The following is a 322-nucleotide window of genomic DNA, read 5'->3' as shown; positions in this document are numbered from 1 at the left end:
GCGCTGGTGATGATGCCGGGCGGGGCGGCCACCACCGACTTGATCGCGTTCAGTGCGGGCATCCCGGTGACCGTCATGCCGATCGACGCGAAGCTCGTTGGATCGGACAGGTCGACTCCGGGCTTGGGGAAGATCATGTGCTTGTTGTAGATGTTCGGGTCACCCTTGATCTGAGTGATGTAGCAGCCCTTGATATCCCAGCTCGGATCGGTGTGTGGCGTCATCTGCCACTCCAGGTGGGTCTCCACCCGCGGAACTCCGTCGACCATGCCCTGGTAGCGGATGTAGTTGCCGCCCAGCGAGCCTTTCGGCAGCTGGTACC

Annotated in this window: 1 protein-coding gene; it reads right to left on the bottom strand. The window is 62.4% G+C overall.

Translation table 11 applies throughout. The annotated features are described in order from the left end of the window. Positions 1-322, bottom strand: a 322-nt coding sequence (locus KH400_RS30500) for a hypothetical protein (RefSeq protein WP_217228781.1), incomplete at both ends; no start/stop codon positions are given.

This window comes from Desertibacillus haloalkaliphilus, from assembly GCF_019039105.1.
In the GTDB taxonomy this organism is placed as follows: Bacteria; Bacillota; Bacilli; order Bacillales; family KJ1-10-99; genus Desertibacillus; species Desertibacillus haloalkaliphilus.
Note: the sequence above shows the minus strand (reverse complement) of the source record. Positions and strands in the feature narration are given on the sequence as shown.